Consider the following 15,027-nt stretch of genomic DNA (forward strand, 5'->3'; position numbering starts at 1 on the left):
CCATGAAGCTCGAGCTGCGCGGCATCACGAAGCGGTTCGGCACGTTCGCCGCGAACGAGGACGTGGACCTGGTGGTCGAGTCCGGGCAGGTGCACACCCTGCTCGGAGAGAACGGCGCCGGCAAGTCCACCCTGATGAACGTGCTCTTCGGCCTGTACGACCCCACCGAGGGCGAGATCCTGCTCGACGACGAGCCGGTCGCCTTCGCCGGTCCCGGCGAGGCCATGCGCGCCGGCATCGGCATGGTGCACCAGCACTTCATGCTGGTGCCCGTGTTCACCGTGGCGGAGAACGTGGCACTGGGCGACGAGTACACGAAGGCCGCCGGCGTCCTGGACCTCGAGGCCACGCGCAGCAGGATCCGTGAGATCTCGGACCAGTACGGCTTCCACGTGGATCCGGACGCGATCGTCGAGGACCTGCCGGTCGGCGTGCAGCAGCGCGTGGAGATCATCAAGGCCCTCGTCCGCGATGCCCGCATCCTCATCCTGGACGAGCCGACCGCCGTGCTCACCCCGCAGGAGACCGACGAGCTGCTGAACATCATCCGGCAGCTGCGCGCCGACGGCACCGCGATCGTCTTCATCTCCCACAAGCTCCGCGAGGTCAAGGCGATCTCGGACACGATCACCGTGCTCCGCCGCGGCCGCGTGGTCGGCACCGCCGACCCGTCCGCCGAGGCCTCCGAGCTGGCCGCCCTCATGGTGGGCCGCGACGTGGTCCTCAACCGCCAGAAGACCGAGCCGAACCTCGGCGATCAGTCGTTCTGCGTGGAGGACCTCACCGTGGTCTCGCCCACCGGCCAGGTGCTCGTGGACGGCGTCTCCTTCGGCATCCGCCAGGGCGAGGTCCTCGCGATCGCCGGCGTGCAGGGCAACGGCCAGACCGAGCTCACCGAGGCCATCATGGGCCTGCAGAAGGCGTCCGGCTCCATCCGCCTGGACGGGCGTGAGCTGCTCGGGCGCTCCACCCGCCAGATCATCCGCGCCGGCGTGGGCTTCGTCCCGGAGGACCGCTCCACCGACGGCCTCGTGGGCACGTTCACCGTGGCGGAGAACATGGTGCTCAACCGCTATGACACCGCTCCGGCCGGGACCTCGCTGCAGCTGAACCCGAAGGCCATCCGCCGCCTCGCCACCGAGAAGGTCGAGGAGTTCGACGTCCGCACCCAGGGCGTGGACATCCCGGTCGGCACGCTCTCGGGCGGCAACCAGCAGAAGGTCGTCATGGCCCGTGAGCTGGTGGACGACCTCTCCCTGTTCATCGCCTCCCAGCCGACCCGCGGCGTGGACGTGGGCTCGATCGAGTTCCTCCACTCCAGGATCATCGCCGAGCGCGATTCCGGCACCCCCGTCATGATCGTCTCCACCGAGCTGGACGAGGTCCTCGAGCTCGCCGACCGGATCGCGGTGATGTACCACGGCCGGATCGTCGGCATCGTCCCGGGGGACACCTCGCGCGACCACCTCGGCCTCATGATGGCCGGCCAGCTCCCCGACGACGTCGTCCTCGCGGACGGCTCCACCCCGACCCAGGAAGGAGCGCGCGCATGAGCACCGCCGCCCCGCAGCCCACGGCGTCCGAGGCGCCGGGCACGGCGTCCGGCACGCAGCCCGGCGCCGGCCGTCCGGCGCCGGACCAGGCCTCCGTGATGCGCCAGATCCTCTCCGGCAACGGCACGGTCACCGTGCTGGCCATCGTCCTGTCCCTGCTGATCTCCGGCCTGCTGATCGTCGTCACCGACGAAGATGTGCAGGAGACCGCCGGCTACTTCTTCGGCCGTCCGACGGACATGCTCGCGGCCGCGTGGTCCGCGTTCTCGGGCGCGTTCCTCGCCCTGTTCCGCGGCGCGATCTTCAACTACGAGGCCTCGAACTTCGAGGGCATGATCAGGCCGCTGACCGAGACCATGACGGTGGCGACGCCGCTGATCATCATCTCCCTCGGCATCGCCATCGCCTTCAAGGCGGGCCTGTTCAACATCGGTGGCCAGGGGCAGTTCATCTTCGGAGCCATGTTCGCCACCTGGTTCGGCGTCTCCATGGACCTGCCGTTCGGCGTGCACCTGCTGGTCGTCCTGGTCATGGGCGTCCTCGGCGGCATGCTCTGGGGCTCTGTGGTCGGCCTGCTCAAGGCCTACACCGGCGCCCACGAGGTCATCCTCACCATCATGCTGAACTACGTGGCGCTGAACCTGCTGGCGTACCTGCTGAACACGGACGTCCTGCGCCGTGAGGGCACCACCAACCCGGTCTCGGAGTTCCTGCCGCAGCAGGCCCGCTTCCCGCTGCTGTTCGGTGAGGGCTTCCGCCTGCACTGGGGCTTCGTCCTGGCGCTGGCGGCCACCGCCTTCGCCTGGTGGCTGCTGCAGCGCTCCACCGTTGGCTTCCGCTTGCGCGCGGTCGGCGCCAACCCGGCCGCCGCCCGCACCGCCGGCATCTCCGTGAAGGGCGCCTACATCACCGCCATGGCGGTCTCCGGCGGCCTGGCCGGCCTGGCCGGCATGGCCCACGTGTCCGGCACCGAGGGCTCCCTGAACACCTCGGTGGCCGGTTCCTTCGGCTTCGACGCCATCACCGTGGCCCTGCTGGGCCGCTCCAACCCGGTGGGCGTCCTCTTCGCCGGCCTGCTGTTCGGCGCCCTGCGCGCCGGCGGCGTGACGATGCAGACCCAGACCGGCGTGCCGATCGACATCGTCCTGGTGGTGCAGTCCTTCATCGTGCTGTTCATCGCCGCCCCGCCGCTGGTGCGCACCATCTTCCGCCTGCCCGCCCCGGGCGCCGCCAAGGCCCGCCGCACCGCGGACCCGGTGACCCAGCCGGCCGTGGCCGGCGCCGCCGTCGCGGGCGCCTCGGGCGAGGCGGCCGTCCCGTCCGTGGAGACCCAGGAGGCCGCCGTGGCCGCCGAGTCCGCCGCGGACGGTGTGGAGGACCCGGACCCGGCACCCACCGCCGCCGAGCCGGCTCCGGCCGCCGGTGCTGACACCCAGACCTCCGAGAAGGGGGAGACCCGATGAGCGCCACCGCCGCTGAGAAGAAGACCGTGGCCGAGACTCCGGACGCCGCACGCCGCGGCAAGGACGACAAGCCGCTGGTGCGCAGCTGGAGCACCCCGATCCTGCAGACCGTCTTCGCGCTGCTCTCCCTGGGCCTGTTCGCGATCGGCGCCCCGGCGCACGACGCCGAGTTCCGCATCGCCACTCCGGGCGACCTGATCGAGCTGGCGGCCGTCACCGTGCCGGCCGCCCCGACCCTGTGGGTCCTCACCCTGGCGATGATCGCCATCACGGTCCTCGCCTGGGTCCGCGCCGCCGCCGGCCGCAAGAACCCGGTGTGGCTGAACGGCCTGTACGTGTTCGCCTTCGTGGCCGCCTTCCTCATCTGGGTCGTCGGCTCGGCAACGAACAACTCCGTGTACCTGACCGGCCTGATCGCCGGCTCGTTCGCTCTGGCCGTGCCCCTGATCTTCGGCTCGATGGCCGGCATCCTGTCCGAGCGCTCGGGCGTGGTCAACATCGCGATCGAGGGCCAGCTGCTCGCCGGCGCCTTCACCGCCGCGATGGTCGGGTCCGCCACCGGCTCGGCCTGGATCGGCCTGGCCGCCGCGATCGTCGCGGGCGTGGCCGTCTCCAGCCTGCTGGCCGTGTTCTCCATCAAGTACCTGGTGAACCAGGTGATCGTGGGCGTCGTGCTGAACGTGCTCGTGATCGGCCTGACCAGCTTCCTGTTCTCCACGGTGCTGGCCCCGAACTCGTCCGAGCTGAACTCGCCGCCGCATTTCCCGAACATCCGCATCCCGTTCCTCGCGGAGATCCCGATCATCGGCCGCATCCTGTTCGATCAGTCGATCCTCGGCTACGGCATGTACCTGATCGTCGGCCTGCTGTGGTTCGGCCTGTTCCGCACCCGCTGGGGCCTGCGCGTGCGCGCCGTGGGCGAGCACCCGAAGGCCGCGGACACCGTGGGCATCGACGTGCTGCGAACCCGCTACGTCAACGTGCTGCTCGGCGGCGCGGTGGCCGGCATGGGCGGCGCGTTCTTCACCCTCGTCTCGGCGTCCTCCTTCTCCAAGGAGATGACCGCGGGCCAGGGCTTCATCGCCCTCGCCGCCGTGATCTTCGGCCGCTGGAATCCGATCGGCGCGTTCTTCGCCGCCCTGCTGTTCGGCTTCGCCACCAACATGCAGTACGTGTTCGCCATCCTCGGCACCCCGGTGCCGAGCCAGTTCATGGCGATGCTCCCGTATGTGGTCACCGTGTTCGCGGTGGCCGGCCTGGTGGGCCGCTCGCGCGGGCCGGCCGCGGCGGGCACGCCGTATGTGAAGGAGTGACCGTGGAGCCGAACGCTGTGGACTGGGAGGCGCTGACCGCGGCCGCCGTGGAGGCCCTGCAGCACGCCTACGTGCCGTACTCGGGCTACCGTGTGGGCGCGGCCGCGCTGACCGCCGACGGCCGTACGGTGAACGGCTGCAACATCGAGAACGCGTCCTACGGCATCACGCTGTGCGCCGAGTGCTCGCTCGTCTCCGCCCTGATGATGGGAGGCGGCGGGACGCTGGCCGCGTTCGTCTGCGTGAACGGGCACGGCGAGGTGATCATGCCGTGCGGCCGCTGCCGCCAGCTGCTGTCCGAGCACCGTGCCCCGCAGATGCTGCTGATGACCCCGGCGGGCGTGCTCACCATGGACGAGGTGCTGCCGCAGTCCTTCGGTCCGGCGGACCTGGAGTCCGCCTCCGGCTGAGCCGCCCTCAGCCGGAACCACGACGACGGCCGCCGCCCTCCGAGGCCATCCCACCTCGCCGGCGACGGCCGTCGTAGTCTGTTGTCTTCAGAGAACGTCTCCGAGGGAAGGATCCCGAGCCGCCATGACCGACGCCCCCGCCGCCGAGCCCTTCGACGCGATCGAGGTCATCCGTGCCAAGCGCGACGGCCACGAGCTGAGCCGTGAGCAGATCGACTGGGTCGTGGACGCCTACACCCGTGAGGTGGTGGCGGACGAGCAGATGTCCGCCCTGGCCATGGCGATCTTCCTCAACGGCATGCAGCGCCGGGAGATCGCGGAGTGGACGAACGCGATGATCGCCTCGGGCGAGCGCATGGACTTCTCCGGGCTGACCGCCCCGGACGGTCGCAGGCTGGAGACCTCGGACAAGCACTCCACCGGCGGTGTGGGGGACAAGATCACCCTGCCGCTGGCCCCGCTGGTGGCCTCCTACGGGGTGGCCGTCCCGCAGCTGTCCGGCCGCGGCCTCGGCCACACCGGCGGAACCCTGGACAAGATGGAGTCCATCCCCGGCTGGCGCGCCGAGCTGTCCAATGAGGAGATGATGCGCCAGCTCGGCGAGGTCGGCGCGGTCGTCTGCGCCGCAGGGTCCGGCCTGGCCCCGGCGGACAAGCGCCTCTACGCGCTGCGCGACGTCACGGGCACCGTGGAGGCCATCCCGCTGATCGCCTCCTCGATCATGTCCAAGAAGATCGCCGAGGGCACCGGCACCCTGGTGCTGGACGTGAAGTGCGGCTCCGGCGCCTTCATGAAGGACGAGTCCATGGCCCGGGAGCTGGCCCGCACGATGGTGGACCTGGGCCGGGATGCGGGAGTGAACACCACCGCCCTGCTGACGGACATGTCCGTGCCCCTCGGCCTCACCGCGGGCAACGCGCTCGAGGTGCGCGAGTCCGTGGAGGTCCTCGCCGGCGGCGGCCCGGCCGACGTGGTGGAGCTGACCGTGGAGCTGGCCCGCCACATGCTGGCCGGCGCCGGCGTCACCGGTGTGGATCCGGCCGAGAACCTCGCCAACGGCAAGGCCATGGACGTGTGGAACGCCATGATCTCCGCCCAGGGCGGCGACCCGAAGGCCGCGCTGCCCACCGCGAAGCACACCGAGACCGTCACCGCCGAGGCGGACGGCGTCCTCACCGAGCTGGACGCGATGGCCGTGGGGCTGGCCGCCTGGCGCCTCGGTGCCGGCCGTGAGCGCCAGGGCCAGCCGGTGCAGTTCGGCGCCGGTGTGGAGCTGCACGCCCGTCCGGGCGACGAGGTCAGGGCCGGGCAGCCGGTGATGACCCTGCACACGGACACCCCGGAGCGCTTCGAGCGCGCCCGGGCCGCCCTGGCCGGCGGCTGGACCGTGGAGCAGGCCGACGCCGAGCGCGCCGCCGCCCTGCGGGGCCGCTCCGTCATCCTCGACGAGATCCGCTGAGCGGTCGGGGAAGGTCGTGCTCGCCTGGCTCGAGGAGTTCATCCTCCACGCCGCAGCCCAGTGGTGGGTCCTGCCCGTCACGGGACTGCTGTGCCTGCTGGACGGCATCGTGCCGGCCTTCCCGTCCGAGTCCGTCCTGGTCGCGCTCGCCGCGATCGTGAAGGACGGCCAGCCGTTCGCGCTCACCGCCCTGTGGGCGGTGGGCGCGGTCGGCGCCTTCTGCGGAGACAACCTCGCCTACCTGATCGGCCGCACCGTCGGCGCCGACCGCTGGCGCTGGATGCGTTCCAAGGCCGTGGCCGGGGCCATGGGCATGGCCCGCCGGAACCTGGACCGGCGCGGCGCCTTCCTGCTGTTCACCGCCCGCTTCATCCCGGGCGGACGCGTCGCCGTGAACCTCACCGCCGGCGCCACCCGGTACTCCTACCTCCGCTTCGTCCTGCTGGACGCGATCGCCTGCCTGTGCTGGTCCGCGTACTCGATCCTGATCGCCCGCGTGACCACCGGCTGGCTGGACTCCCCGCTGGCGAAGGTCGCCGTCTCCCTGGTCGGCGCCTTCGTGGTCGGCCTGCTGCTGGACCGCCTCATCCACCTGGTCCTCAGCCGCCGCGAGCAGGCGGTGGCGCGGCGGACGCCCGGCACCGGCCCCACGTCCTGAGCCGGGGGTCGTCCGGCTCCCTGCCCGTCCGGCCCCTGCCGTAGACTCCGGGGCGTGACTGAGAGCATCCCCACCGCCGACGCCCCGAGCCCCCTCGAGATCGACCTCGCCGCCCTGCCGAAGGTCTCCCTGCACGACCACCTGGACGGCGGCCTGCGCGTGGCCACCGTCCTGGAGCTGGCGAAGGAGGCCGGCACGCCGGTCCCGGCCGAGACCGAGGAGGAGCTGGCCGCCTGGGTCCACTCCCACGCCAACGGCGAGTCCCTGGAGAAGTACCTCGAGGTGTTCGCGCTGACCACCTCCGTCATGCAGACCCGTGAGCAGCTGCGCCGCGTGGCCCGCGAGTTCGTCGAGGACCTCGTGGAGGACGGCGTGGTCTACGGAGAGATCCGCTGGGCGCCCGAGCAGCACCTGGAAGGCGGCCTGACCCTGGACGAGGCCGTCGAGGCCGTGCAGGAGGGCCTGGACGAGGCCGTCGCCGCCGCGGTGGACAACGGCCAGGACATCTCCGTCGGCCAGCTCATCACCGCCATGCGCCACGCGGACCGCGCCCAGCAGATCGCGGAGCTGGCCGTGCGCCACCGGGACCGCGGCGTGGTCGGATTCGACATCGCCGGCCCCGAGGCCGGCTTCCCGCCGTCCCGCTTCGCGGACACCTTCACCTGGCTGGCCGCCCAGCACCTGCCGGCCACCGTGCACGCCGGTGAGGGCGACGGTCTGGCCTCCGTGCAGGACGCGCTCGTCAACGGCCGTGCGCTGCGCCTGGGCCATGGCGTGCGCATCGCCGAGGACATCAGCGTGGAGTACGGCGCGGTGGACGAGGACGGCGAGCAGCTGGACGCGGACACCGGCCTGGTGGAGCTCGGCCCCACCGCCGCGTGGGTGCGGGACCGGCAGATCGCCCTGGAGGTCTGCCCGTCCTCGAACCTGCAGACCGGTGCCGTGGACCCAGCCGCCGGCATCGAGGGTCACCCGATCGACATGCTGGTCCAGCTCGGGTTCCGCATCACCGTGAACACGGACAACCGCCTCGTCTCGGACGTCTCGCTGACCGATGAGCTGTACCTGCTGGCCGAGACCTTCGGCTACAGCCTGTCCCAGCTGCTGGAGTTCCAGCTCAACGCCGCCGAGGCCGCGTTCCTGCCGGTCGAGGAGCGGGAGGAGCTCGCCGAACTGCTCGTGGCCGCCTGGAACCCGGTGATCTCCGGCTCTGGGGACGCCCCGCACCTGGCCGAGCTGCCGGACGACGAGTCCGCTGACGCCGAGCAGGACTGACGCAACAGCGTCTGACGAGCATGGGTGCCCGGGTCGACCATCTGGTGTGGGTGGTGGCACAGCTGCGCCTCCACTGCCCCTGGACCCGGGCGCTCACACATGCGCAGCTGACGGAGTATCTCGTCGAGGAGGCCTACGAGGCCGTCGAGGCGATCGAGACCGGCGCGGACGAGGACACGCTCCGCTCTGAGCTCGGAGACGTGCTCTTCCAGGTGGTCCTGCACTCGGCGATCGCCCAGGACCGCGGCGCCTTCGCCATGGAGGACGTGGCCGAGGCGATCACCGCCAAGATGCTGCGCCGCAACCCGCACGTGTTCACCCCGGACGGTGCCCTCCGCCGGCCGGACGAGCTGCGGGAGATCACCGTCGAGCAGCTCGAGCGCCAGTGGGAGTCCATCAAGGCCGCCGAGAAGGCCGAGGCCTCCTCAGCCCCGCCGGCCGCACCGCCCTCCTGTTCATCCGGCCCCGCTCCCGAGGGGAGCGGGCAGGCGGGGGAGGGGACCGTCGTCGAAACGCCGGGGGAGGACCGGCCGGGGCAGACCCGTGCAGCGGACGCGGCCCTGGCGGACCTGCTCGCCTCCCTGCCCGCGCACCTGCCGGCGCTCGCCGCCGCCGGCAAGGCCGTCGACCGCGCCGCCCGGCGCGAGCCGAACCCGCTGCCGGCCCCCACTCAGACCCCGGACCACCTGGCCGAGGCGCTCGCCGACGAGGCGGCGCTCGGCGAGGCGCTCTTCGCCCTCGTCCGCCACGCGCGGGCCGCGGGGCTGGACCCGGAGCGCGCGCTGCGGCGGCGGCTCAGGGGTCCGGGCCCGGACCCCGCGCGGTAAGCTTGCAGGCGTAGGCCACCGGACCCACCACCGCATTCAAAGGAGACTGCTCCATGGCTCTGATCGACGCCATCCAGGCCCGTGAGATCCTCGATTCCCGCGGCAACCCCACTGTCGAGGTGGAGGTGCTGCTGACCGACGGCTCCGTCGGCCGCGCCGCCGTCCCGTCGGGCGCCTCGACGGGCGAGTTCGAGGCCGTCGAGCGCCGTGACGGCGACAAGGGCCGCTACCTCGGCAAGGGCGTGCAGGACGCCGTCGCCGCCGTCGACGAGATCGCCGACGAGCTCGAGGGGGCCTTCGCCGAGGACCAGCGCGCGGTCGACTACGCCATGCTGGATCTGGACGGCACCCCGAACAAGGGCAAGGTCGGTGCCAACGCCATCCTCGGCGTGTCCATGGCCGTGGCCGTGGCCGCCGCCCAGTCCGCCGAGCTCCCGCTCTTCAAGTACCTGGGCGGCCCGAACGCCCACGTGCTGCCGGTGCCGATGATGAACATCCTCAACGGCGGCGCCCATGCCGACTCCAACGTGGACATCCAGGAGTTCATGATCGCCCCGATCGGCGCGCCGACCTTCAAGGAGGCCCTGCGCTGGGGCGCCGAGGTCTACCACGCCCTGAAGAAGGTGCTGCAGGACAAGGGCCTGGGCACCGGCCTGGGCGACGAGGGCGGCTTCGCCCCGAACCTCGAGTCCAACCGTGCCGCCCTGGACCTGATCGCCGAGGCGGTCCAGGCCGCCGGGTACACCCTCGGCGAGGACATCGCCCTGGCCCTGGACGTGGCCTCCTCCGAGTTCTGCGAGAACGGCCGGTACACCTTCGAGGGCGAGCAGCGCTCCGCCGAGCAGATGGCCGCCTACTACACCGAGCTGGTGGACAACTACCCGATCGTCTCCATCGAGGACCCGCTCGACGAGAACGACTGGGAGGGCTGGCAGCTGCTCACCGAGTCCCTCGGCGGCCGCGTCCAGCTCGTGGGCGACGACCTCTTCGTGACCAACGTGGAGCGCCTGCAGCGCGGCATCGACGAGAAGGCCGGCAACGCCCTGCTGGTGAAGGTCAACCAGATCGGCTCCATGACCGAGACCTTCGACGCCATCTCCCTGGCCCAGCGCCACATGTTCCACTGCATGATCTCCCACCGCTCCGGCGAGACCGAGGACACCTTCATCGCGGACCTGGCCGTCGCCACCAACGCGGGCCAGATCAAGACCGGCGCCCCGGCCCGTTCGGACCGCGTGGCCAAGTACAACCAGCTGCTGCGCATCGAGGAGGAGCTGGGCGACGCCGCCGTCTACGCCGGCCGCACCGCCTTCCCGCGCTTCCAGGGCTGAGCCACCGACGCAGTGACCCCGCCCCGCCGGTGACCGCCGGGCGGCAGGGGACACACGAGGGCCCCACGCTGCGAGCGTGCGGGCCCTCGGTGCGTCCGGGCCGGGGCCGCACGGGCCGTGCGGCCCGGCGCGTCAGCCCGGCTGCCGTCCAGGTGCGGCGACTACCCTGGGGACATCCCCGCCCGTGACCTCCTCGAAGGAGCCCGCCCCATGGTGAGCCGCCGCCCCCGCATGCCCCGCGTGCCCGGTGCCGAGCGTGCCCGGGCGGAGGCCGCCGAGGCCGAGCAGGCCAAGGCGGCGGCGGAGGCCCGCGCGGCCGCGGACGACGCCGTACGGCGCAGGGCCGCCGAGACCGCGGAGGACCTCGCCGCCGAACACAGCGCCGCGGACGGCGAGACGGCGAAGGAGAACGCGACGTCGGCGGGCGAGCGGTCGGCGGGCGGAGACGTCGTCGAGCTGCGTCGCGCCGCGGACGCCGCCGAGACCTCCGTCAGTGAGGACGCCGCCGGCATCGTCGCCGAGCGCGAGGTGAAGGACTCCGCCGAGCACCCCGGGAGAAACGGGGAGGACCCGGAGAAGGACGGGGAGACGGCAGGGGGAACGGACGCGCCCGCGTCCACCGCCTCCTCCCGCATCGCCACCGAACCGGGGTCGACTGTCTCCCGCCTGCGCCCCGCAGGCGGTTCGCGCGGCGCCGGGTCGGCCCCCGATCCCCGCCCGTCCGCCCGGTCCCACACCGCCGGGGCCCGCCCGTCCGGCTCCCCTCAGCGCCGCCTCGGCCCGGGACGCACGCCCGAGCAGGCGGCCCAGGATGTCGCCCGCCGCCGCCAGCCCGCCCCGAAGCCGGTGCCGGCGCGATCCGTCACCGGTCGCTCGCTGGTGGTGATCGCGGTGATCTTCATCGCCGCCACCCTCATGGCCCCGACGCTGCGGGTGTACCTGAACCAGTCCCTGGAGATCGCGGCCGCCGAGCAGGACATCGAAGACCAGCAGCGGCAGAAGGCCGAGTACGAGGAGCGGATCGCCCGCTGGGAGGACCCGGACTTCGTGCGCCAGCAGGCCCGCGACCGCCTGGACCTGGTGATGCCGGGGGAGACCCTCTACATGGTCACCGGCCAGGATCGGATCGAGGAGGTCCCCGAGGAGACAGACGACGCCCAGGAGGAGCCGGTGAACGAGCACCTGCCCTGGGCCGAAGGCCTCTGGGACTCCGTGGTCCGCGCCGCCACCGAGTGACCGGGGTCGGCCTCCACTCCGGCGGCCGGGACCTCCGACCACCGCACAGCCCGCGGGCCGGCACCGATGCCCGGCACCACAGCACCGAACCGCACAGCACCGAACCGCACAGCACCGAACCGCACAGCACCGAACCGCACACCTTCCGCACCCTGACGAGGACCCCCACATGAACACCGCTGACCGCACCGTCACCGAGCAGGACCTGGACACCCTGTCCCTGCAGCTGGGCCGACCTGTTCGAGACGTCGTGGAGATCGGCGCCCGCTGCGTGTGCGGCAGCCCGTTGGTGGCCACCACGGCCCCCCGCCTGTCCAACGGCATCCCGTTCCCCACCACCTTCTATCTGACGCACCCGGTGCTCACCGCGGCGGTGTCCCGTCTCGAGGCGGACGGGGAGATGACCCGCATGAACGAGCGCCTCGCCGAGGACGCCGAGCTGGCCGCCGCCCACCGCGAGGCGCACGAGGCCTACCTGGCCGAGCGTGACCGCATCGGTCGGCTCTCCGGCGTGGGCGAGGTGAAGGAGATCGCCGGCATCTCCGCCGGCGGCATGCCCGAGCGCGTCAAGTGCCTGCACGTGCTGGTCGGCCATTCCCTGGCCGCCGGACCCGGCGTCAACCGCCTCGGCGACGAGGCCCTGGAGAAGATCGCTCCGTGGTGGACCCCGGAGGCCTGCCGCTGCGACGGCGCCTGGGACGCCTCCGCCGAAGTCCCCACCAAGGACCTGTCCCGCCACGTGAAGCACCTGGAGAAGGTCGAGGCCCTGAAGAAGGTCACCGTGGCCGGCATCGACTGCGGCACCAACTCCATCCGCCTGCTCATCGCCCGACCGGACGAGCAGGACCCGGAGACCCTGGTGGACGTCGTCCGTGAGATGACCATCGTCCGCCTCGGCGAGGGCGTGGACGCCACCGGCGAGTTCTCCGCCGCGGCCCTGGAACGGACGTTCGCCGCCGTGGACGCCTACGCCCGCCTGGTGCAGCGCCACCACGCCGGTGCCGTCCGGTTCGTGGCCACCTCCGCCACCCGGGACGTGCAGAACCGCCAGGTCTTCGTGGACGGCGTGACACAGCGCCTCGGCGTGGAGCCGGAGGTCATCTCCGGCGCCGAGGAGGCCTCCCTGTCCTTCCGCGGCGCCGTCTCCGCGCTGCCGCCCGGCCTGGACCCGCAGGACCGCGTCCTGGTGGTGGACCTCGGCGGCGGCTCCACGGAGTTCGTCGTCGGCACCGCCGCCGGCGAGGTCGTGGACGCCGTGTCCACGGACATGGGCTGCGTGCGCTTCACCGAGCGCTTCCTCCCGGACGCCGACCCCACCGAAGACCAGGTCACCGCCGCTACCGCCGGCGTGGACGAGATCCTGGACCACGTCGCCGGGCGACTTCCCCTCGAGACGGTGAGTGCCGTCGTCGGGGTGGCCGGCACCGTCACCACGGTGACGGCCCACGCCCTGGGCCTGGAGGACTATGACTCCGAGCGGATCCACGCCACCGTCCTGCCCGTGGACGAGGTGACCGCCTCGGCCCGCGCCCTGCGGACCGCCTCCCGTGAGGAGCGCGCGGCGATGGGCTTCATGCATCCGGGCCGCGTGGACGTGATCGGGGCGGGCGCGCTGATCTGGTCGCGCATCGTCGAGCGCATGCGTGAGGTCGCGGGCGTGACGGACGTCGTCACCAGCGAGCGGGACATCCTGGACGGCATCGTCCTGTCCATGAAGGACCACTGATTTCCAGCCGCCACTCGGTGGTCCTAGAATCGGTGGCATGACTGTCACCCCTGATCTTTCTCCCAAGCCCCGACTCCTGGTGGTCGGCGGCGGCTACGCCGGCTTCCACATCGCCAAGTCCCTGCAGACGAAGATCAAGGAGCGCGGCGGCGTCGTGACCGTGGTCGACCCGCTGCCGTACATGACCTATCAGCCCTTCCTGCCGGAGGTCGTGGGCGGTCACATCGACGGCCGGCACGCCGTCGTGGACCACGCCACCCACCTGAAGGACGCCGAGCTCGTGCGCGGCGCCGTGGTGAAGGTGGAGCACGCCCGCCGCACCGCCACCGTGCAGGGCCCGGACGGCTCCGAGTTCGAGGTGCCCTACCAGGACATCGTGATGACCGCCGGCGCCACCACCCGCACCTTCCCGATCCCGGGCCTGGCCGACGCCGGCATCGGCCTGAAGACCGTCGAGGAGGCCGTCGCCCTGCGCAACCAGATCCTGGAGCGCCTGGACGCCGCCGCCCGCATGACCGACGGCGAGGAGCGCAAGCGCGCCCTGACCTTCGTGGTGGTCGGCGGCGGCTTCGCCGGCGTGGAGGCCATCGCGGAGATGGAGGACCTGATCCGCAACGCCGTCTCCCGCAACCCGCAGCTGTCCCAGTCCGAGGTCCGCATCGCCATGGTCGAGGCCATGGGCCGCATCATGCCGGAGGTCTCCGAGGATCAGGCCGAGCAGGTCGTCGAGCACCTGCGCGGCCGCGGCATCGAGGTGCTGCTGAACACCTCCCTGGGCAACGCCGAGGGTGGCGTCCTGGAGCTCATCTCCATGGCGGACAAGTCCGTGGTGGAGCGCTTCGGCGCGGACACCCTGGTCTGGACCGCCGGCGTGGCCGCCAACTCCGTGGCCAAGTCCACCGACTTCCCGGTCGAGGAGCGCGGCCGCATCGAGGTCACCGCGACCCTCCAGGTCAAGGACGGCGAGAACGGCGTCCTCGAGGGCGCCTGGGGCTGCGGCGACGTCTGCGCCGTGCCGGACCTGACCGGTGCCGGCCCGGGCGGCATGTGCGTCCCGAACGCCCAGCACGCCGGCCGTCAGGCCAAGCGCCTGGTCGCCAACTACCTGGCCGTGCGCCACGGCGAGGGCGAGGTCCAGGAGTACGAGCACAAGTCGCTCGGCGCCGTGGCCGGCCTCGGCTTCGGCAAGGGCGTCGGCAACCCGATGGGCGTGAAGCTCTTCGGCCCGCTCGCCTGGCTGGCCCACCGCGGCTACCACGCGATGGCCCTGCCGCAGCTGGAGCGCAAGGCCCGCGTGCTCGGCGGCTTCGTCATGGAGACCGTCTTCGGCCGTGACACCACCGCCGTGTTCGACCTGGAGCGTCCGCGCAACGCCTTCCTCAAGGCCGCCGGCGGCACGCCGGTCCTCGGCCGCTTCGCCAAGAAGCAGCTGGAGGACAAGGAGAAGGCCTCGGCCTGATCCGGTGAACACCACCCCCTGACGTCGCCTCCCACGCGGGGCGTCTCGGGGGACCACGACGACGGCGGCCTCCCCTGTCGCAGGGGACGGTCGCCGTCGTCGCGTCGTCGCCTCCTCGGCGGCGCGCCCCACGGTGCGTCAGTCAGGGGAGCGACGGCCACGCCCCCGTGGCCCAACTGGCAGAGGCAGGCGACTTAAAATCGTCTTCGGTGCGGGTTCGACTCCCGCCGGGGGCACGCGATCTGACGTCGGGACATCAGGCATGCCGGGCGCCCACGGCGGGTCCGCCGCGGCCGCCGCCGTCCGCTCTCTGTGAA

Annotated in this window: 12 protein-coding genes and 1 tRNA gene; all 13 read left to right on the forward strand. The window is 72.1% G+C overall.

Translation table 11 applies throughout. The features are described from left to right. The first annotated feature begins 2 nt into the window (after window positions 1-2). The 13 genes from MLY01S_RS00275 (at window position 3) to MLY01S_RS00335 (ending at window position 14,946) form a co-directional block, all read left to right on the forward strand. Window positions 3-1,553 carry an ABC transporter ATP-binding protein gene (locus MLY01S_RS00275; protein WP_067188055.1) on the forward strand — a complete coding sequence of 517 codons (1,551 nt, stop codon included), beginning with the start codon at window positions 3-5 and terminating at the stop codon, window positions 1,551-1,553. After that, window positions 1,550-3,016, forward strand: a complete 1,467-nt coding sequence (locus MLY01S_RS00280; protein ID WP_067188058.1) for an ABC transporter permease — start codon at window positions 1,550-1,552, stop codon at window positions 3,014-3,016. Before MLY01S_RS00275 ends, MLY01S_RS00280 begins: the two co-directional genes overlap by 4 nt. Next, complete coding sequence (locus tag MLY01S_RS00285) at window positions 3,013-4,329, forward strand: ABC transporter permease (protein ID WP_067188061.1); 1,317 nt, start codon at window positions 3,013-3,015, stop codon at window positions 4,327-4,329. Before MLY01S_RS00280 ends, MLY01S_RS00285 begins: the two co-directional genes overlap by 4 nt. Window positions 4,330-4,331: 2 nt before the next feature. Beyond that, complete coding sequence (locus MLY01S_RS00290; protein ID WP_245232050.1) at window positions 4,332-4,739, forward strand: cytidine deaminase; 408 nt, start codon at window positions 4,332-4,334, stop codon at window positions 4,737-4,739. Between the two features lie 124 nt (window positions 4,740-4,863). Continuing rightward, window positions 4,864-6,198, forward strand: a complete 1,335-nt coding sequence (locus tag MLY01S_RS00295) for a thymidine phosphorylase (protein WP_067188069.1) — start codon at window positions 4,864-4,866, stop codon at window positions 6,196-6,198. A 16-nt stretch (window positions 6,199-6,214) separates the two neighbouring features. Further along, on the forward strand, window positions 6,215-6,856 hold the full coding sequence (locus tag MLY01S_RS00300) for a DedA family protein (RefSeq protein WP_067188072.1): 642 nt from the start codon (window positions 6,215-6,217) through the stop codon (window positions 6,854-6,856). A 54-nt stretch (window positions 6,857-6,910) separates the two neighbouring features. Next, on the forward strand, window positions 6,911-8,131 hold the full coding sequence (locus MLY01S_RS00305; protein ID WP_067188075.1) for an adenosine deaminase: 1,221 nt from the start codon (window positions 6,911-6,913) through the stop codon (window positions 8,129-8,131). Window positions 8,132-8,151: 20 nt separating this feature from the next. Next, window positions 8,152-8,958 carry a MazG nucleotide pyrophosphohydrolase domain-containing protein gene (locus MLY01S_RS00310; protein WP_067188079.1) on the forward strand — a complete coding sequence of 269 codons (807 nt, stop codon included), beginning with the start codon at window positions 8,152-8,154 and terminating at the stop codon, window positions 8,956-8,958. A 53-nt stretch (window positions 8,959-9,011) separates the two neighbouring features. Then, the gene (eno, locus tag MLY01S_RS00315) at window positions 9,012-10,289 is read left to right on the forward strand and encodes a phosphopyruvate hydratase (RefSeq protein WP_067188082.1); all 1,278 of its coding nucleotides are present in this window, start codon (window positions 9,012-9,014) and stop codon (window positions 10,287-10,289) included. 210 nt (window positions 10,290-10,499) lie between these two features. After that, on the forward strand, window positions 10,500-11,525 hold the full coding sequence (locus MLY01S_RS12870; RefSeq protein ID WP_245232051.1) for a septum formation initiator family protein: 1,026 nt from the start codon (window positions 10,500-10,502) through the stop codon (window positions 11,523-11,525). 169 nt (window positions 11,526-11,694) lie between these two features. Further along, window positions 11,695-13,251: a DUF501 domain-containing protein gene (locus MLY01S_RS13055; protein WP_067188085.1), complete on the forward strand. Its 1,557-nt coding sequence runs from the start codon at window positions 11,695-11,697 to the stop codon at window positions 13,249-13,251. Window positions 13,252-13,288: 37 nt separating this feature from the next. Continuing rightward, on the forward strand, window positions 13,289-14,710 hold the full coding sequence (locus MLY01S_RS00330) for an NAD(P)/FAD-dependent oxidoreductase (protein WP_067188088.1): 1,422 nt from the start codon (window positions 13,289-13,291) through the stop codon (window positions 14,708-14,710). A gap of 161 nt (window positions 14,711-14,871) precedes the next feature. Continuing rightward, window positions 14,872-14,946, forward strand: a tRNA-Leu gene (locus tag MLY01S_RS00335). Window positions 14,947-15,027 lie beyond the last annotated feature (81 nt).

The sequence above is a fragment of the Micrococcus lylae NBRC 15355 genome (genome assembly GCF_001570885.1).
Classification (GTDB): domain Bacteria; phylum Actinomycetota; class Actinomycetes; order Actinomycetales; family Micrococcaceae; genus Micrococcus; species Micrococcus lylae.